This window comes from Streptomyces marokkonensis, from assembly GCF_008312835.1.
Classification (GTDB): domain Bacteria; phylum Actinomycetota; class Actinomycetes; order Streptomycetales; family Streptomycetaceae; genus Streptomyces; species Streptomyces marokkonensis_A.
On the sequence record NZ_VSKS01000018.1, the window covers coordinates 58248 to 75875 of the forward strand.

The 17628-nt window shown below is 73.3% G+C and carries 18 protein-coding genes and 1 pseudogene; 17 read left to right on the forward strand and 2 right to left on the reverse strand.

Features of this window, described 5'->3' with window-relative positions:
- Window positions 1-132 precede the first annotated feature (132 nt).
- The 4 genes from alr to F1615_RS35740 all read left to right on the forward strand — a co-directional run bounded on the left by alr (window position 133) and on the right by F1615_RS35740 (window position 3401).
- Window positions 133-1341, forward strand: coding sequence for an alanine racemase (gene alr, locus F1615_RS26815; RefSeq protein WP_149551618.1), 1209 nt, complete (start codon window positions 133-135; stop codon window positions 1339-1341).
- Window positions 1338-2567 carry an alpha/beta fold hydrolase gene (locus F1615_RS26820; protein WP_149551619.1) on the forward strand — a complete coding sequence of 410 codons (1230 nt, stop codon included), beginning with the start codon at window positions 1338-1340 and terminating at the stop codon, window positions 2565-2567. The genes alr and F1615_RS26820 overlap by 4 nt, the downstream gene beginning before the upstream one ends.
- The gene (gene tsaE, locus F1615_RS26825; protein WP_149551620.1) at window positions 2536-3066 is read left to right on the forward strand and encodes a tRNA (adenosine(37)-N6)-threonylcarbamoyltransferase complex ATPase subunit type 1 TsaE; all 531 of its coding nucleotides are present in this window, start codon (window positions 2536-2538) and stop codon (window positions 3064-3066) included. Before F1615_RS26820 ends, tsaE begins: the two co-directional genes overlap by 32 nt.
- A 158-nt stretch (window positions 3067-3224) precedes the next feature.
- Window positions 3225-3401 (forward strand): hypothetical protein, encoded by a 177-nt coding sequence (locus F1615_RS35740; protein WP_167533867.1) that lies wholly within the window; start codon window positions 3225-3227, stop codon window positions 3399-3401.
- Between the two features lie 4 nt (window positions 3402-3405).
- Here the strand turns inward: F1615_RS35740 and F1615_RS26830 are convergent, their stop codons facing one another.
- Window positions 3406-3954 (reverse strand): hypothetical protein, encoded by a 549-nt coding sequence (locus F1615_RS26830; protein WP_149551621.1) that lies wholly within the window; start codon window positions 3952-3954, stop codon window positions 3406-3408.
- A gap of 129 nt (window positions 3955-4083) precedes the next feature.
- On the opposite strand from F1615_RS26830, the gene tsaB reads away from it, so the two are divergent.
- From tsaB to F1615_RS26870, 8 genes are all read left to right on the forward strand, one after another.
- A complete protein-coding gene (gene tsaB, locus F1615_RS26835) occupies window positions 4084-4737 on the forward strand; it encodes a tRNA (adenosine(37)-N6)-threonylcarbamoyltransferase complex dimerization subunit type 1 TsaB (RefSeq protein ID WP_149551622.1) in 654 nt (217 codons plus the stop codon).
- The gene (rimI, locus tag F1615_RS26840; protein WP_208818419.1) at window positions 4734-5291 is read left to right on the forward strand and encodes a ribosomal protein S18-alanine N-acetyltransferase; all 558 of its coding nucleotides are present in this window, start codon (window positions 4734-4736) and stop codon (window positions 5289-5291) included. The genes tsaB and rimI overlap by 4 nt, the downstream gene beginning before the upstream one ends.
- The gene (gene tsaD / locus F1615_RS26845; RefSeq protein WP_149551623.1) at window positions 5284-6375 is read left to right on the forward strand and encodes a tRNA (adenosine(37)-N6)-threonylcarbamoyltransferase complex transferase subunit TsaD; all 1092 of its coding nucleotides are present in this window, start codon (window positions 5284-5286) and stop codon (window positions 6373-6375) included. Before rimI ends, tsaD begins: the two co-directional genes overlap by 8 nt.
- On the forward strand, window positions 6372-6635 hold the full coding sequence (locus F1615_RS26850; RefSeq protein WP_149551624.1) for a hypothetical protein: 264 nt from the start codon (window positions 6372-6374) through the stop codon (window positions 6633-6635). The genes tsaD and F1615_RS26850 overlap by 4 nt, the downstream gene beginning before the upstream one ends.
- A 108-nt stretch (window positions 6636-6743) precedes the next feature.
- Window positions 6744-7796, forward strand: coding sequence for a LacI family DNA-binding transcriptional regulator (locus F1615_RS26855; RefSeq protein WP_149551625.1), 1053 nt, complete (start codon window positions 6744-6746; stop codon window positions 7794-7796).
- A 120-nt stretch (window positions 7797-7916) separates the two neighbouring features.
- Window positions 7917-9023, forward strand: a complete 1107-nt coding sequence (locus F1615_RS26860; RefSeq protein WP_149551626.1) for an LCP family protein — start codon at window positions 7917-7919, stop codon at window positions 9021-9023.
- 134 nt (window positions 9024-9157) lie between these two features.
- The gene (locus tag F1615_RS26865) at window positions 9158-9514 is read left to right on the forward strand and encodes a YciI family protein (RefSeq protein WP_149551627.1); all 357 of its coding nucleotides are present in this window, start codon (window positions 9158-9160) and stop codon (window positions 9512-9514) included.
- A gap of 65 nt (window positions 9515-9579) precedes the next feature.
- Window positions 9580-10854, forward strand: a complete 1275-nt coding sequence (locus tag F1615_RS26870) for an RNA polymerase sigma factor (protein WP_149551628.1) — start codon at window positions 9580-9582, stop codon at window positions 10852-10854.
- Here the strand turns inward: F1615_RS26870 and F1615_RS26875 are convergent, their stop codons facing one another.
- A complete protein-coding gene (locus tag F1615_RS26875) occupies window positions 10855-12042 on the reverse strand; it encodes a THUMP-like domain-containing protein (protein WP_149551629.1) in 1188 nt (395 codons plus the stop codon).
- Window positions 12043-12132: 90 nt separating this feature from the next.
- On the opposite strand from F1615_RS26875, the gene F1615_RS26880 reads away from it, so the two are divergent.
- The 5 genes and pseudogenes from F1615_RS26880 to F1615_RS26900 all read left to right on the forward strand — a co-directional run bounded on the left by F1615_RS26880 (window position 12133) and on the right by F1615_RS26900 (window position 17599).
- Window positions 12133-13053, forward strand: coding sequence for a polysaccharide deacetylase family protein (locus F1615_RS26880; protein WP_149551630.1), 921 nt, complete (start codon window positions 12133-12135; stop codon window positions 13051-13053).
- Window positions 13050-13772 (forward strand): annotated as a pseudogene (locus F1615_RS26885) (polysaccharide deacetylase family protein); the annotation flags it as partial. The gene F1615_RS26880 and the pseudogene F1615_RS26885, both read left to right, overlap by 4 nt.
- Before the next feature lie 529 nt (window positions 13773-14301).
- Window positions 14302-14610, forward strand: coding sequence for a co-chaperone GroES (gene groES, locus F1615_RS26890; protein ID WP_037939482.1), 309 nt, complete (start codon window positions 14302-14304; stop codon window positions 14608-14610).
- Window positions 14611-14761: 151 nt separating this feature from the next.
- The gene (gene groL / locus F1615_RS26895) at window positions 14762-16390 is read left to right on the forward strand and encodes a chaperonin GroEL (protein ID WP_149551631.1); all 1629 of its coding nucleotides are present in this window, start codon (window positions 14762-14764) and stop codon (window positions 16388-16390) included.
- 159 nt (window positions 16391-16549) lie between these two features.
- Entirely contained in the window at window positions 16550-17599 is a 1050-nt protein-coding gene (locus F1615_RS26900) for a hypothetical protein (RefSeq protein WP_149551632.1), read from the forward strand.
- The last annotated feature ends 29 nt before the right edge of the window (window positions 17600-17628 follow it).

Here is a 17628-nt window from a genome sequence, read left to right on the forward strand (position 1 = left end):
CCCCGGCCGCCCCTTCCCTTCCCGTCCCGGGGGCCGCGCCCCGGACCCCCTTCGGCCCTGACGGGCCTCGTCCTCGAGCGCCGGACGGGCTGATCGGAGGGGGCGGCGGAGGGCTCTGAGACACTGGGGCGGATGAGAGAGACAGTTGCCCCGGGGGGCGCGGAGCTGCGGGCCCGCGCGGAGATCGACCTCGCTGCCGTGCGGGCCAATGTGCGGGCCCTGCGGGAGCGCGCGCCCGGCGCCGCCCTCATGGCCGTCGTCAAGGCCGACGGGTACGGGCACGGCGCGGCCGCCTGCGCCCGGGCGGCCGTCGAGGCCGGGGCGACCTGGCTGGGCACCGCCACCCCGCAGGAGGCCCTCGCGCTGCGCGCGCCCGGTGCCGGGGTGCCGGACCACGTACGGATCATGTGCTGGCTGTGGACGCCCGGCGGACCCTGGCGGGAGGCGGTCGAGGCCGGTCTCGACGTGTCCCTGAGCGGCACGTGGGCGCTGGACGAGGTGACCAGGGCCGCCCGTCTCGCCGGGCGGCCCGCGCGGGTGCAGCTCAAGGCCGACACCGGGCTCGGGCGCGGCGGCTGCCAGCCCGGCGACTGGGCGGAGCTGGTCGCGGGCGCGCTGCGCGCCGAGGCCGAGGGGCTGCTGCGGATCACGGGCCTGTGGTCCCACTTCGCCTGTGCCGACGAGCCGGGGCATCCCTCCGTCACCGCCCAGCTGACCCGCTTCCGGGAGATGGTGGCGTACGCGGAGGGGCAGGGCGTCGACCCCGAGGTGCGCCACATCGCCAACTCTCCCGCCACCCTCACCCTCCCCGAGAGCCACTTCGACCTCGTCCGTCCCGGCATCGCGATGTACGGCGTCTCACCCAGCCCCGAGATCGGCACCCCCGCCGACTTCGGACTGCGCCCGGTGATGACCCTGTCCGCCTCGCTCGCGCTGGTGAAGCGCGTTCCCGGGGGCCACGGCGTCGGCTACGGCCACCACTACGTCACGCCGGGCCCGACCACCCTCGGCCTGGTCCCGCTCGGCTACGCGGACGGCATCCCGCGCCACGCCTCCTCGACCGGGCCCGTCCTGGTCGAGGGCAAGTGGCGCACGGTCGCGGGGCGGGTGGCGATGGACCAGTTCGTCCTCGACCTGGGCGGCGACGACCCGGGCCCGGGCGCCGAGGCCGTCCTCTTCGGCCCCGGTGACCGCGGCGAGCCGACGGCCGAGGACTGGGCGCAGGCGGCCGGGACCATCGCGTACGAGATCGTCACCCGGATCGGAACGCGCGTTCCGCGCGTCCATGTGAACGAGGGGCCGGATCCGGACGGCGGCCCGGACAGGGGGAGCGGTACGTGAGCGAGACCATCGCGGAGGCCGCCGCCTCCGCAGCCGACGTGACCCGCGGGGGCTGGCGCCGGGCCACGGGCGTCGCGGGCCTCGCGATAGGCGTGCTCGCCACCGGAGCCGCCGCGGGCGTCGCCATAGAGCGGATGACGGTCGGCCGGGGCATGCGCAGGAAGGCCAGGCTCGTCCTCGACTCCGCGGGACCGTACGGCGGGCTGCGCGGCACACCCGGCAAGGCGTACGCCGACGACGGCACCGAGCTGTACTACGAGGTCGACGACCCCGACCCCGACCCGGAGGCGACGCCCGCGCGGCGGCGCCGGCTGTTCGGCCGCAGGTCCCCGGCTCAGGTGACCGTCGTCTTCAGCCACGGCTACTGCCTCAACCAGGACTCCTGGCACTTCCAGCGGGCCGCGCTCAGGGGCGTCGTGCGCACCGTCTACTGGGACCAGCGCAGCCACGGCCGCTCGGCGCGGGGCGCGGCGCAGACGGAGCGCGGCGAGCCGGTCACCATCGAGCAGCTGGGGCGCGATCTGAAGGCCGTCATCGACGCGGCGGCGCCCGAGGGGCCGGTCGTGCTGGTCGGTCACTCCATGGGCGGCATGACGGTGATGGCCTTCGCCGACCAGTACCCGGAGCTGATCCGGGAGCGGTGCGTGGGTGTCGCCCTGGTCGGCACGTCGTCGGGGCGGCTCGGGGAGGTCAACTTCGGGCTGCCGGTGGCCGGTGTCAACGCGGTGCGGCGGGTCCTGCCGGGGGTGCTGAAGGCGCTCGGGCAACGGGCCGAGCTCGTGGAGAAGGGGCGCCGGGCCACCGCCGACCTGTTCGCCTCGATCATCAAGCGGTACTCGTTCGCGACCCGGGACGTGGACCCGGCCGTCGCCCGGTTCGCCGAGCGCATGATCGAGGGCACGCCCATCGACGTGGTCGCCGAGTACTACCCGGCGTTCAACGACCACGACAAGACCGAGGCGATCGCCCACCTCGCCGGTCTGCCCGTGCTGGTGCTGGCCGGGGTGGAGGACCTGGTGACGCCCAGCGAGCACAGCGAGGCGATCGCCGATCTGCTCCCCGGCGCGGAACTGGTGCTGGTCCCGGACGCCGGGCACCTGGTGATGCTGGAGCACCCGGAGGTGGTCACCGACCGCCTCGCCGACCTGCTCGCCCGCGCCGGAGCGGTGCCCGCGGCGGCTACCGTTGGTGGCTATGGAAGCAGCAGCACCGCAGAACCCGGCTGAACCGCCACCGGCGGCGAACTCCGTCGAGCTGACCGTCACCTCCGCCGAGCAGATGCGCGAACTGGGGCGCAGGCTCGCCAAGCTGGTGCGGGCGGGCGACCTCCTCCTGCTCTCGGGCGAGCTGGGCGCCGGCAAGACGACCCTGACCCGGGGGCTCGGCGAAGGGCTCGGGGTACGGGGCGCGGTCACCTCACCGACGTTCGTGATCGCCCGCGTGCACCCGTCGCTGGGGGACGGCCCGCCGCTGGTCCACGTCGACGCGTACCGCCTCTCCGGCGGCCTGGAGGAGATGGAGGACCTGGACCTCGACGTCTCGCTGCCGGAGTCGGTGATCGCCGTGGAGTGGGGCGAGGGGAAGGTCGAGGAGCTGACCGACGACCGCCTCCGGATCGTCATCCACCGGGCGGTCGGCGACACCAGCGACGAGGTGCGGCGGGTGACCGTGACCGGTCTCGGGGAGCGCTGGGCGGGCACCGGCCTCAGCGCGCTGACCGCCTGACGCGCCGTTCCGTTTCCGGAGGGGGCACCGTCGCGCCGTGCTTTCCGACAGGACGTCGGCAAACTGTTGCGTTCGGGGTCTCCGGCGTGGTCACATGGTATCCAGTTCGTAGTTAGGTCTACCTAACTACGTCCGCCCCCGGCCCACAGGAGGCGCCCATGCCGGCCACCCAGAGCTCTGGTGAGTCCACGGCGCAGCCGCGGCAGCTCCCCGAGGTGCCCATGCGTGATCTGCTGGCCGCCTGCGCCGCGGCCGCGGCGGTCTCCACCCCGCCCCGCGCCCCCGAGCAGCCCCGGCACGCCGGGCGGGTGCGGGGCCACCGCGAGGCGGCGTAGCGCCTCACGGCACGACGACGACCGTCCGCCCGATCGTCGCGAACGTCCACATCGCCGCGCCGTCCGCGCGCGTCTCGCGGATGCCGCCCGTCCGCTCCCGCGGGTCGAGCGCCGGCGCCGAGCCGTCCACCGCCGCGCTGAACCCGATCGAGGTGCCGTCGACGGTGGCGAAGCGCACGACGTGCTCGACCGGAACGCCGTCCGATCCGGTGACCGCCCCGGACCGGGAGGTGACCCGGTAGGTGCCGGGAGCCGGGTCCACCGTGCTGGGGCTGACCCCGAAGGTGCGCCGCACCTCGCCGCTCTCCTCCACCAGCCACACCCGGTCGGCGTCCAGGGAGTACACGACCCGTGTGCCGAGTCCCGACCGGGCGGGCAGGGCCGTGCCGCGGTCCTTGTGCGGGGGCGTCCCACGCACGGCCCCCGCGGGCCCGGCGGCCGGGTGGCGAAGGTCGGCCGGGACGGTCACCGCCGCCCGGTGGCCGAGGAAGCCGACCGTCGCGAGGGCGGCCGCGGTCAGCCCCGCCACGATCACCGAGCTGGTGCCTGCCACCACCGTCACCTCTGTCCTGATCTGTACCGCTATACCCCGTCATGTGCGTACGTCGACGTGACCGTAGCAGTCCGTGACCGTCCGGCCCGTGCGGCCGTGGCCGGGGCGCGGGAGCCGTAGGCTGTTTGCGTGCTCTTGCTCGCTCTGGATACCGCCACCCCCGCCGTCACCGTCGCGCTGCACGACGGCCACGACGTCATCGCCTCGTCGAGCCAGGTGGACGCCCGCCGGCACGGCGAGCTGCTGCTCCCGGCGATCGACCGGGTCCTCGCCGAGGCAGGCCTGCGGCTGGACGCCGTCACCGGCATCGTCGTCGGCGTCGGCCCCGGCCCGTACACCGGGCTGCGGGTCGGCCTGATGACCGCGGACACCTTCGGGCTCGCGCTCGGCGTGCCCGTGCACGGTCTGTGCACGCTGGACGGCCTGGCCTACGCGGCCGACCTGGAGGGCCCCTTCGTCGTGGCGACCGACGCCCGCCGCAAGGAGGTCTACTGGGCCCGCTACGCCGACTCCCGCACCCGCCTCACCGAGCCCGCCGTGGACCGGCCCGCCGACATCGCCGGCCAGGTCGCGGGCCTGCCCGCGGTCGGCGCCGGCGCCCTGCTCTACCCGGACACCTTCCCCAAGGCCCACGAGCCCGAGCACGTGACCGCCGCCGCCCTGGCCCGGCTGGCCGCGGAGCGGCTCGCGGCGGGCCGGGAACTGCCCGCGCCGCGGCCGCTGTACCTGCGCCGGCCCGATGCCCAGGTCCCCAAGAACTACAAGGTGGTCACCCCCAAGTGACGGGAACCGAGACGGCCGTGCTGCGCGAGATGCGCTGGTGGGACATCGACTCCGTACTGGAGCTGGAGCGGGACCTGTTTCCCGAGGACGCCTGGTCGCGCGGGATGTTCTGGTCCGAGCTGGCCCACGCGCGCGGGCCCGGGGCCACCCGGCGCTACGTCGTCGCCGAGGAGGGCGACCGGATCGTCGGCTACGCGGGCCTGACCACCTCCGGCGCGGAGTCCGACGAGGGGCCCACCGCGAGCGCCGACATCCAGACCATCGCCGTCACCCGGGACCACTGGGGAACGGGCCTGGGCTCGCGGCTGCTGACCGAGCTGCTGCGGGCGGCGACCGCCTTCGAGTGCACCGACGTGATGCTGGAGTGCCGGGTGGACAACGTCCGCGCCCAGAAGCTCTACGAGCGCTTCGGCTTCGAGGTCATCGGTGTCAGGCGCGGCTACTACCAGCCGGGGAACGTGGACGCCCTGGTGATGCGGCTGACCGACCCGTCCACCTCTGTGAACCCGGGGACTTCCGGGAACGGCGTACAAGGAACCGAGATCCATGGCTGACGAACCCCTGGTACTGGGGATCGAGACCTCCTGCGACGAGACCGGTGTCGGCATCGTGCGCGGGACCACCCTGCTGGCGGACGCCGTCGCCTCCAGCGTCGACGAGCACGCCCGCTTCGGCGGCGTCGTCCCGGAGGTGGCGAGCCGCGCCCACCTGGAGGCGATGGTCCCCACCATCGAACGCGCGCTGAAGGAGGCGGGCGTGAGCGCCCGCGACCTCGACGGCATCGCCGTCACCGCCGGCCCAGGACTCGCCGGCGCCCTGCTGGTCGGCGTCACGGCGGCCAAGGCGTACGCCTACGCCCTCGGCAAGCCGCTCTACGGGGTCAACCACCTCGCCTCCCACATCTGCGTCGACCAGCTGGAGCACGGCGCCCTGCCCGAGCCGACGATGGCCCTCCTGGTCTCCGGCGGGCACTCCTCCCTCCTGCTGTCCACGGACATCACCTCCGACGTCCGCCCCCTCGGCGCGACCATCGACGACGCGGCCGGCGAGGCCTTCGACAAGATCGCGCGCGTGCTGAACCTGGGCTTCCCCGGCGGACCGGTCATCGACCGCTACGCCCGCGAGGGCGACCCGGACGCGATCGCGTTCCCGCGCGGACTGACCGGCCCCCGCGACCCGGCGTACGACTTCTCCTTCTCCGGGCTGAAGACGGCCGTGGCCCGCTGGATCGAGGCCAGGCGGGCGGCGGGCGAGGAGGTCCCGGTGCGCGACGTGTCGGCGTCCTTCCAGGAGGCGGTCGTGGACGTCCTCACCCGCAAGGCCGTACGGGCCTGCAAGGACGAGGGCGTCGACCATCTGATGATCGGCGGTGGGGTGGCCGCCAACTCCCGGCTGCGGGCCCTGGCCCAGGAGCGCTGCGAGGCGGCCGGCATCCGGTTGCGCGTGCCCCGCCCCAAGCTGTGCACGGACAACGGCGCGATGGTCGCCGCGCTGGGCGCGGAGATGGTCGCCCGGGGCCGCCCGGCCTCCGACTGGGACCTGTCGGCCGACTCCTCCCTCCCGGTCACCGACCCCCACGTCCCCGGCACCGCGCACTCCCACGCTCACGAGACCGCCGGGGGGAACCTGTACTCATGACGGTCGCGCTGATGTGGGAGGCCAGGGCGGTCCCCGGCGGGGGCGCGGACCTGCTGGCGTGGGCCGGGGAAGCCGTCCGCGAACTCCCCGGCCGCCCCCTGCGCCGCGAGACCTTCCGCGCCCCGCAGGACCGCGTCCTGGTCATCACCTGGTGGGACGCCCCGTACGACGCGGACCTGCCCGAACTCCCGGAACCGGACGGGGAGCTGATCACCCGTCCGGTACACCGGTGGCGGTTCGAGTCGCTCGGGAGCGTCTGACCTCACCCTGTCGACGGCGAATCTTTCGGGGGTTCAACCGAATCTTCCGGGATGCCGTGTGGCTCCGAGGTCTTCGTCAGGCGCTCCGGCGGGGATACGATCGCCGCCATGACTTCCCCGCAGCCCGCTGAAACCCGGACGCAAGGGCGCAGCGCGCAGACCGCGACGCTCGCCGAGATCGCCCGCGAGGCCGGCGTCTCCGCGCCGACTGTTTCGAAGGTCCTCAACGGTCGCGCCGATGTCGCTCCCGGCACCCGCAGCCGGGTCGAGGAGCTGCTGCGCGTCCACGGCTACCGGCGCCGCCGTGCCGAGGCCACCCGCTCGCCCCTGATCGACCTGGTGTTCCACGAACTGGAGAGCGCCTGGGCGATGGAGGTCATCCGGGGCGTGGAGAACGTGGCCAGGGACGCGGGGCTGAGCGTCGTGCTCTCCGAGAGCGCGGGGCGGCTCACGCCGGGACGGACCTGGGCCGACCAGGTCGCCGCCCGCCGCCCGCACGGCGTGATCCTCGTGCTGTCCGGCCTCGACGAGTCCGGGCGGGCCCTGCTGACCAGCCGTTCCATCCCGTTCGTGGTGATGGACCCGGCCGGCGACCCGGGCACCGACGTGCCCTCCATCGGCGCGACCAACTGGCAGGGCGGGCTCGCCGCCACCCGGCACCTGGTCGAGCTGGGCCACACCCGGATCGGCGCGATCAGCGGTCCCTCGCGGATGATGTGCAGCCGCGCCCGCGTCGACGGCTACCGGGCCGCCCTGGAGACCGCCGGACTCCCGGTGGACCCGGCACTGATCGTGACCGGCGACTTCCACCACGACGCCGGCTACCGGCAGGGCCTCGCCCTGCTGCGCCGCGAGGACCGGCCCACCGCCGTCTTCGCCGGCAACGACCTCCAGGCGCTCGGGCTGTACGAGGCCGCGCGCGAGCTGGGCCTGCGGATCCCGGAGGACCTGAGCGTGGTCGGGTTCGACGACCTGCCGGTGGCCCGCTGGGTGGGTCCGCCGCTGACGACCGTACGGCAGCCGCTGACGGAGATGGCGGAGGCGGCGGCCAGGCTGGTCCTCGACCTCGGCAAGGGCGCGGACGCGCCGGCGGCGACCCGCGTGGAGCTGGCGACGAGTCTGGTGGTGCGGAGCAGCACGGCCGCGCCGGCCGGGGCCTGAGGGGTCCGAAAGTTTCGGGCCTGAGGAAGGCCCTGGGGAAGGCCCTGGGAAGACCTGGGGAAGTCTTAGAATTTCACAAGAAAACTGTCCGGGAGTCGTTGCTCGTCATAATTCGGACTTATGTTCCTGCTCGTGACGGGACATCAGGACAGCGGCGGGGCAGGGGACGGCGGTACCGGGAACGACGGGGACGACGCCGGGGGCGCGGGCATACGCACCGGCCGGCGGACGCGGGTCCTGAAGATCACCGGGTTCTCGCTCGCGGGCCTGCTCGTGCTGGGCGCCGGAGCGGCCGGCTGGGCGTACTGGCAGCTCAACGACAACATCCGCGGCGTCGACATCAACAGCGCCCTGGGCGACGACCGTCCCGCCGGACCGGTGACCACCGAGGACCCGTCCGCCACCGCCCCGCCCCTGCCGGCCGGCTCCCTGAACATCCTGGTGCTCGGCTCGGACTCGCGCAGCGGCGAGGAGAACCAGGCGCTCGGCGGCGGGGAGAGCGGCGGCGCCCGCTCCGACACCGCCATGGTCGTCCACCTCGACGCCGGACGGACCGCCGCGACGGTGGTCAGCATCCCGCGCGACACGCTCGTCGACCGGCCCTCCTGCCCGCTGCCCGACGGGGGTTCGACGCGGCCGGTGTCCGGCGCGATGTTCAACAGCGCCTACGAGGTGGGCGGGCCGGTGTGCGCGGTGAAGACCGTCGAGTCGTTCACCGACGTCCGCATGGACCACTACATCGAGATCGACTTCTCCGGCTTCGCCCGCCTGGTCGACGCGCTCGGCGGCGTCACCGTCACCACGGAGGCGGACATCGACGACGACCGGAGCCACCTCACGCTGGAGGCCGGGACCCACCGCCTCGACGGCACGGACGCCCTCGCCCTGGCCCGCACCCGCTACGACGTCGGCGACGGCAGCGACCTCGGCCGGATCGAGCTCCAGCAGCACCTGGTGAAGGCACTCCTGGAGCAGATCGCGCGGCAGGACCTGCTGACGAGCCCCGCCAGGCTGTACGAGGTCGCCGACGCCCTCACCGGGAGCCTCACCACCGACACCGGACTGGACTCGCTCGGTGAGCTGACCCGTTTCGGCCGGAGCGTGCGGGGCCTGACGTCCGCCGGCGTCACGACCGTGACCATGCCGGTGCTGCCCGCGCCCTGGGACCCCAACCGCCTGGTGGCCGACGAGCCGGACGCGGAGGAGCTGTGGGCCTCGCTGAGGTGAGCGGTGGGCGCCGGACCGCGAGGGAGGAGAGACTCGGAAAGGATTCCGGCACCGGTGTCGATTCCCGTGTCTCCCGTTCGACGCAGGGGTGAGAGACCGGGAACGACCCGGTCCGCACGACCCGAGGAGCCACCATGCCGCGCTATCTCTCCATGATCCGGATCGATGAGAACAACGCCCCCGAAGGCGGCCCCAGCCCGGAGCTGATGCAGCGGATGGGCGAGCTGATCGAGGAGATGACCAAGGCCGGGGTCCTGCTGGACACCGGCGGGCTGACGCCGACCGCCCAGGGCACCCGCGTGCACTACGAGGGCGGCGAACTGTCCGTGACCGACGGGCCGTTCACCGAGTCCAAGGAGGTCATCGGCGGCTACGCCATGATGCAGGCCAAGGACCTGGCCGAGGCCGTCGAGTGGACCAAGCGGTTCCTGAAGGTGCACGAGCCGTACTGGACGGTGACCTGTGAGGTGCGGGAGGTCGTGCAGGGCTGACCGGCCCCCGCCCACCGGAGATCCTTCCTTGGTTCCGCCGCCGTACGGGTGTCTGATGGTGGGCTGTGACACCACAGCCCACCGCCGGACCCCGTGACACGGCCCGGACCGTCGAGACCGTCTTCCGCATGGAGTTCCCGCGGGTCATCGCAGGCGTCACCCGCATCGTGCGGGACGTCGGCATCGCCGAGGAACTCGCGCAGGACGCCCTCGTCGCCGCGCTGGAGCAGTGGCCGGAGCGCGGGGTGCCGGACAACCCGGGCGCCTGGCTCATGACCACCGCCCGCAACCGCGCCGTCGACCTCGTCCGCCGCCGCGAGACCTACGCCCGCAAGCTGGCCGAGATCGGCCGGGACCAGTCTGCGGTGGCGGCCCCGCCGGAGGAGCCCGCCGGCCCCGACGACATCGACGACGACCTCCTCCGCCTCGTCTTCACCACCTGCCACCCGGTGCTGTCCGCCGAGGCCCGGACCGCCCTCACCCTGCGTCTGCTCGGCGGCCTCACCACGGCCGAGATCGCCCGCGCCTTCCTCGTGCCCGAGGCGACGGTCGCGCAGCGGATCGTGCGCGCCAAACGCACCCTGGCGACCAGGAACGTCGCCTTCGAGGTGCCCTACGGCCCGGACCGCGGGGCCCGCCTCGGTTCGGTCCTCGACGTCATCTACCTGATCTTCAACGAGGGGTACTCCGCCACGGCCGGCGACGACTGGCTGCGCCCGGCCCTGTGCGAGGACGCGCTGCGGCTGGCCCGCGTCCTGTCCGGGCTGATGCCCAGGGAGCCCGAGGTGCACGGGCTCACCGCGCTGTTGGAGTTCCAGGCCTCCCGCGCCGCCGCCCGCACCGGTCCGGACGGCGAGCCGGTGCTGCTGAGGGACCAGAACCGCGCCCGCTGGAACCGCCTGCTCATCGCCCGCGGTGTCACCGCCCTCACCCGCGCCGAGGCCACCGCCGCCGGCGCCCCGGGCCCGTACGCGCTCCAGGCGGCCATCGCCGCCTGCCACGCCCACGCGTACCGCTACGAGGAGACCGACTGGCCCCGCATCGCCACCCTGTACTCCCTCCTCGCCGCCCGGGCCCCCTCCCCGGTCGTCGAACTCAACCGCGCGGTCGCCGTCTCCATGGCCGAGGGCCCCGCGGCGGCGCTGCCCCTCGTCGACGCCCTGACCGACGTGCCGGCGCTGCGGAACTACCACCTGCTGCCCAGCGTCCGCGGCGACCTGCTGGCCCGCCTCGGCCGCCGCGAGGAGGCCAGGGCGGAGTTCGAGCGGGCGGCGTCGCTGACCCGCAACGCACGCGAGAAGGAGCTGCTGCTGCGCCGCGCGGCCCGCGGCGGCGCCTGATCAGCGCACCGGGTGCCCCAGCAGCATCGTCGGCGCGCCGTCGGCACGGGTCAGGAACACCGTGACGGACCCGGCGCCGTGCGGCTTGGGCAGGACCCTGCGGCGCAGTTCCTCCGGCTCGACCGCCGATCCGCGCTTCTTGACGGTCAGGGTGCCGACCCCGCGCTCCCGCAGCAGCGCCTTCAGCTTCTTGACGTTGAAGGGGAGCGTGTCGGTGATCTCGTAGGCGGTGGCGTACGGCGTGCGGTGCGCCTCGTCGGAGGTGACGTAGGCGATGGTCGGGTCGATCAGCCCGCCGTCGACCTCCTCGGCCACCTCGGCGACCAGGTGGGCGCGGATGACGGCGCCGTCCGGCTCGTACAGGTACCTCCCGACCGGCCGGACCGCGGGGTCCGGGAGCATGGTGCCGGGGGTCACGTGGATGCCGGCCAGGGCGGGCAGCAGCGTCGCCCGCCGGGCCCCCGGCGTCACGTCCGGGCCGAACCACAGCACGGCCTCCTTCACGTCCCCGCCGTCCGAGACCCACTCGGCCGTCGCCTCGGCGGGGATCGCCTCGTGCGGGATGCCGGGAGCGATCTTCAGCAGGCCGAGCGGTGCCCCGAGTGCGGCGGACACGGCCCAGGACAGGGGAGGGGAGTAGGCCTCCGGGTCGAAGATCCGGCCGCGTCCGGAGGAACGCCGGGCGGGGTCGACGAACACGGCGTCGTGTCCGGCCGTGTCCACCTCCGTCACGTCGGCCTCGCGCACCTCGATCAGGTCGGCGAGACCGAGCGCGTCGGCGTTGGCGCGGGCCGCCTCGCAGGTCAGCGGATCCCGGTCGACGGCCAGCACCCGGATCCCGGCGCGGGCGAACGCGATCGCGTCGCCGCCGATCCCGCAGCACAGGTCGGCGACGGACCGCACCCCGGCCGCCCGGAGGCACTCGGCCCGGTACGTCGCCACGCTCGCGCGGGTCGACTGCTCCACCCCGTTAGGCGTGAAAAACATGCGTCGCGCGTCCTCGGCGCCGAACTTCGCCACCGCCCGCTGCCGCAGCCGCGCCTGGCCGAGCGCCGCCGACACCAGTGCGGCGGGGTGCTCGCGGCGCAGCCGGGTCGCGACGGCGAGTTCGTGCGCCGGGTCGGTGTCGCGCACCTCGTCGAGGAGGGCGCGGCCTTCGGGGGTCAGGAGCGGGGCGAGGTCGTTCACCGGGTCATTGTGGGCCAGTCGGTGGACGGTACGCCTCCGGCCGCGGTGTCGGGGCGGGTCAGGACCCTCCGGCTGCGAGGATGCGGCCCCATGCGAGAAGTAGGACAAAACGATAAAAAGCAGCCGCGGTGTGGTGTCCGGACCGGCCTCGCCGTACTCGCTCTCGCCACCATCGCCTCGGGCTGCGGACAGGGCGGCACGAAGGTCGAACCGGCAGGCGGCCAGCAGCCCCTCCAGGCGCCCCCGGCCCGCGCGCTCGACTCCTACGCCGACAAACTGCGCGCCGCGCACGCCGCGCGGGTCGCCGCCGCGAAACGCTGGGGCCTCAAGCGCGTGCCCCTGACCGCCCCGTCACCCCCCGGGAAGAAGCCGAGGATCACCACCCGCGACGGCTTCGAGGTCGACGGCCACCGCCGGCTGGGTCTCCCGCCGGTCTTCACCACCGTCCCGACCAAGGAGAAGGTCGTCTTCCTCACCATCGACGACGGCGAGGAGAAGGACCCGGCCTTCCTGCGGATGATGAGCGACCTGCGGATCCCCTACAGCGCCTTCCTCAGCGACTACCTGGTCAAGGAGGACTACGGCTACTTCGCGAGGATGCGGGACCAAGGCGTCGGCCTGCACAACCACACCCTCCACCACCCCTATCTGCCGGGCCTGTCCGGGGCCGGCCAGAGGCGCGAGATCTGCGGCATGCAGAAGGTCATCGAGAAGCGCTACGGCACGCGCCCCGCCCTCTTCCGCCCGCCCTACGGCAACTACGACGGGGACACCCTGCGCGCCGCGAAGTCCTGCGGGATCACCCACGTCCCCCTCTGGAACGAGGAGGTCTTCGTCGACCGCTGGGAGTACCGCGAGTGGGACCGCTCGCTGCACCCCGGGGACATCGTCCTCACCCACTTCCGCGGCCGCGGGGACTGGAAGGGCACGATGCCGGACATGGTCCGCCGCTTCCTGGACAAGGTCACGGCCGAGGGCTACGCGGTGGCGCGGCTGGAGGACTACCTGTGAGCCGCGGGAGGGCCCTGAGGACCCTCCTGACGAGCACCCTCCTGCTGGCCGTGATCACCGGGTGCGCCCCGCCGGACGGGACGGGGCGGCTGTCCGCACGTGCCGGGGCGACAGCGCCCGGCAGTGCCTCCGCGCCCCTGCCGCCCGTCGCCGACCACGTCCCGACCGGCGACAGGGTCGTCTTCCTCACCTACGACGACGGCGCCGAACGCGACCCCCGGTTCATCGACCTGGTGCGCGAGCGCCGGCTCCCCGTCAGCATGTTCCTCACGGACAGCGTCGTGGGCCCCGGATACGCCCACTTCGCCCGCCTGCGCGCGGTCGGCGCGAGCCTGCAGAACCACACCCTCGACCATCCGGCCCTGCGCGGTCTGCCGTACGCCGGTCAGCGCGCCGAGATCTGCGGCCAGCAGCGCAAACTCACGTCCCGCTTCGGCATCCGCCCCCGCCTCTTCCGCCCGCCCTACGGCACGTACGACACCACCACCCTGCGCGCCGCCGCCGACTGCGGCATCGCGGCGGTGATCCTGTGGCGGGCCACCCTGGAGCCCGACGGCCATCTCACCTACACCCGCGGCCCCCGCCGGCTGAACCCCGGCGACATCGTCTCCGTACCGTCGGGCGAGGCGCCGTCCCTGTCGCTGGCGGAACGGACGGCACGGCTGCTGGGGGAGCTGGAGGAGCGAGGGCTGAGGGTAGGGCGCCTGGAGGACTACGTCGGGCGCATCGGCCCGTCGGCGGCTCCCGGCGGGCACGGCCGCTCATTTTCCGGCCCGCCACCGGCTCCCGACGGACACCGGCGCTCACCTTCGAGCGCGTCAGTTCCTGATGGGCACGGCTCGCCTTCCACCCCGTCGAGGGCTCCTGGCGGGTACGGCTCGCCTCACAGCCCGTCGAGGACTCCTGGCGAGCACCGCTCACCTCACAGCCCGTCCGGCGTTTGAGGACGAGGCCCGTTCAGGGCCGAAGCGGGGGCCCGGGGGCGGCAGCCCCCGGAGACGGTCACCGCAACACCGCGAGCTGCACGGAACCGTGCTGAAAACCCACCCACCCCGCCGACGCGCCGCACGGCAATTGGCACTCAGCTTGACCGAGTGCTAATCGCGGTCATAGTCTCAGGTCTGGCACTCCCCCCTGGAGAGTGCCAACACACGCGACGGGCAGGTCCGGCACCCGCGACGACGGATCCACCTGGTCGCCACCTCAGACAGTTAACCCCGTGAGATCTCCGAAGGGGGAGGTCGGATCGTGACGACCGCCAGCTCCAAGGTTGCCATCAAGCCGCTCGAGGACCGCATCGTGGTCCAGCCGCTCGACGCCGAGCAGACCACGGCTTCGGGCCTGGTCATTCCGGACACCGCCAAGGAGAAGCCCCAGGAGGGCGTCGTCCTGGCCATCGGTCCGGGCCGCATCGAGGACGGCAAGCGCGTCGAGCTCGACGTGAAGGTCGGCGACGTCGTTCTGTACAGCAAGTACGGCGGCACCGAGGTCAAGTACAACGGCGAGGAGTACCTCGTCCTCTCGGCTCGCGACGTCCTCGCGATCATCGAGAAGTAAGGGGAACCCGGGGGGACACCCCGGACGACCCGGCCTCGAAGCAAGCACTTTTGCTCGAACACTGCGCCCCTGGCCCCAGCATCCGACAAGGAGCCGGGTGACCGGGGGCGCAGTGATTTCACCCCAGAATTCCGAGAGGGCTCCCGCTGCCATGGCGAAGATCCTGAAGTTCGACGAGGACGCCCGTCGCGCCCTCGAGCGCGGCGTCAACAAGCTTGCCGACACGGTGAAGGTGACGATCGGCCCGAAGGGCCGCAACGTCGTCATCGACAAGAAGTTCGGCGCCCCCACCATCACCAACGACGGTGTCACGATCGCCCGCGAGGTGGAGATCGAGGACCCGTACGAGAACCTCGGCGCCCAGCTGGTGAAGGAGGTGGCGACCAAGACCAACGACATCGCCGGTGACGGCACCACCACCGCCACCGTCCTGGCCCAGGCGCTGGTCCGCGAGGGCCTGAGGAACGTCGCCGCCGGTGCCTCCCCGGCCGCCCTGAAGAAGGGCATCGACGCCGCCGTCGCCGCGGTCTCCGAGGACCTGCTCGCCTCGGCCCGCCCGATCGACGAGAAGTCCGACATCGCCGCCGTCGCCGCGCTGTCCGCCCAGGACCAGCAGGTCGGCGAGCTCATCGCCGAGGCGATGGACAAGGTCGGCAAGGACGGTGTCATCACCGTCGAGGAGTCCAACACCTTCGGTCTGGAGCTGGACTTCACCGAGGGCATGGCCTTCGACAAGGGCTACCTGTCTCCGTACTTCGTGACGGACCAGGAGCGCATGGAGGCCGTCCTCGACGACCCGTACATCCTCATCACCCAGGGCAAGATCTCCGCGATCGCGGACCTGCTGCCGCTGCTGGAGAAGGTCATCCAGGCCAACTCCTCCAAGCCGCTGCTGATCATCGCCGAGGACGTCGAGGGCGAGGCCCTGTCGACCCTGGTCGTGAACAAGATCCGCGGCACCTTCAACGCGGTCGCGGTCAAGGCCCCGGGCTTCGGTGACCGCCGCAAGGCGATGCTGCAGGACATGGCCGTCCTCACCGGCGCCACGGTCGTCTCCGAGGAGGTCGGCCTCAAGCTCGACCAGGTCGGCCTGGACGTGCTCGGCTCCGCCCGCCGCGTCACCGTCACCAAGGACGACACCACGCTCGTCGACGGCGGCGGCAAGAAGGAGGACGTCGAGGGTCGCGTCGGCCAGATCAAGGCCGAGATCGAGACCACCGACTCCGACTGGGACCGCGAGAAGCTCCAGGAGCGACTCGCGAAGCTGGCCGGCGGCGTGTGCGTGATCAAGGTCGGCGCCGCCACCGAGGTGGAGCTGAAGGAGAAGAAGCACCGTCTGGAGGACGCCATCTCCGCGACCCGCGCCGCGGTCGAGGAGGGCATCGTCTCCGGTGGTGGCTCCGCGCTGGTCCACGCCGTCAAGGTCCTCGAGGGCAACCTCGGCAAGACCGGCGACGAGGCCACCGGTGTCGCCGTGGTCCGCAAGGCCGCCGTCGAGCCGCTGCGCTGGATCGCCGAGAACGCCGGCCTCGAGGGCTACGTCATCGTCTCCAAGGTCGCCGAGCTCGAGAAGGGCAGCGGCTACAACGCCGCCACCGGCGAGTACGGCGACCTGGTCAAGGCCGGCGTCATCGACCCGGTCAAGGTGACCCGCTCCGCCCTGGAGAACGCCGCCTCCATCGCCTCCCTCCTCCTGACGACCGAGACCCTGGTCGTCGAGAAGAAGGAAGAGGAAGAGCCGGCCGCCGCCGGTGGTCACGGCCACGGCCACGCCCACTGACGACGCCAGTCGCCGGAACCCGAGTGAGGGCCCGGCTCCCCGTCCGCCCGGACGGGGAGCCGGGCCCTCGCCGTGCGCAAGGACGTACGGTCGCTCAGGGAACCGCGCCGGGGCCGTCGAGGTCTCTCCACACGGCAGTCGCAGCAACAGGGGGTCGGGATGAATCAGGTGCTCTACGGGGAACGCTCCCGGAACCCGTTGGCGCGGACCGTGGAACTCACCGAGGGCGGGCTGCGCAGGGGCGGCAGAACCACCCCGCTCGACGAGCTGAACCTCGGCGCCATGGCCGAAGCGTTCCTGCGGGGCCGTTGGCTCGGCGGAGGCGGCAGCGAACGCCCCCTGTCCGCACTGCCCCAGGACCGCGGCGTCGTGCCGGTCACCCGTGCGACCGGAACCAGCACACCCGTGAAGACACGTCAGGCCGCGGAGTTCGCCCGCGCGCTGGGCGAACTGGCGGTCCGCAGATGCGGCGGACCCGAGCAGGTGGCCGCGCGCGCCGGGGTGGAGGGCGTACCGCTGTGGATCGCGCGCCGGTATGCACCCGGCCCCGCCGGACCGGTGACCGTCGCCGTGGACCGGCGCTCGGTGCGCGTGGACGTCTGGGGCCCGCACGCTCCGGCCGTCCGCCTCAGGGCACCGCACGGCTACCTCGCCGACTCCGCCGACCGGGCGCGCGGCCTGGTGCTGACCGTGGGTGACGTCACCGCACGGCTCGAGCTGCGGAGGAAGGTCCGCAAGTCCAAGAGCAAGGTCGAGATCAGCCTGCCCGACCGGCGGTGGACCCTGCGCCGCGGGAACGCGGTGAGCTCATGGCTCCTGCGCGACGACACCCGGGTCGCCCTGCTGACCCGTCCGCCCCGCAGACCGGCCCCCGCCCCCGGCACCGTGCTGCTGCCGCTGGCCGGCGTCCACCACGAGAGCCCCGACCCCCTGGACGCCGTGATGGCCCACGCGGTCGCCGTGTCCTTCGGCCTGGGCGACACCACGGGCCTGGCCAGGTTCCGCGCCGTCGGCTCCCGCCGGGACACCGGCGAGGTCATCTGGGACGCCCCCTGGTTCAGCAACCTCGGCAGGGGCCGCGACGACAACGAACCCGGCGGTGGCGACGGCTGGGGCAGCGACGGCGGCGACGGCGGCGACGGAGGCGGAGGCGGAGGGGGCGACGGAGGCGGCGGGGGCGACGGCGGCGGAGGCGGAGGCGGCGACTAGCCGCCCGGCATCCGCCCGCTCACCACGCC